Here is a 292-nt window from a genome sequence, read left to right on the forward strand (position 1 = left end):
TTTACACTTTCACCGTCGGTCCCGAGGCACAGGCCTATTTTGGCAACGTGACGGTTTACGGGCAGGTCTATTACGGACAGCTGCGGGCCAGCGGCGAACCCGAACACTTCGACAATTGGGGCGGCCGCGGCGTCGTGCGGTATTTCGCGCAGGACGATCTGCGCTTCGACGGCGAACTCGGCTTCTCGCGGCTGTCCGGTTTTGGCGGTCATTTCGATACCTTCACGGCGGCACTGCAGGCTACCTATCGGTTCTCGGGGACTCCTTGGTCAGTGTTTGGCCGCTATCAGCT

Annotated in this window: 1 protein-coding gene; it reads left to right on the forward strand. The window is 60.6% G+C overall.

What is annotated here, in order from left to right; all coding sequences use genetic code 11:
• The coding region (locus tag EN808_RS36725) for a hypothetical protein (protein ID WP_210235490.1) at positions 1–292 on the forward strand (292 nt) is incomplete at both ends.

This window comes from Mesorhizobium sp. M8A.F.Ca.ET.165.01.1.1 (assembly GCF_004792065.1).
Lineage (GTDB): Bacteria > Pseudomonadota > Alphaproteobacteria > Rhizobiales > Rhizobiaceae > Mesorhizobium.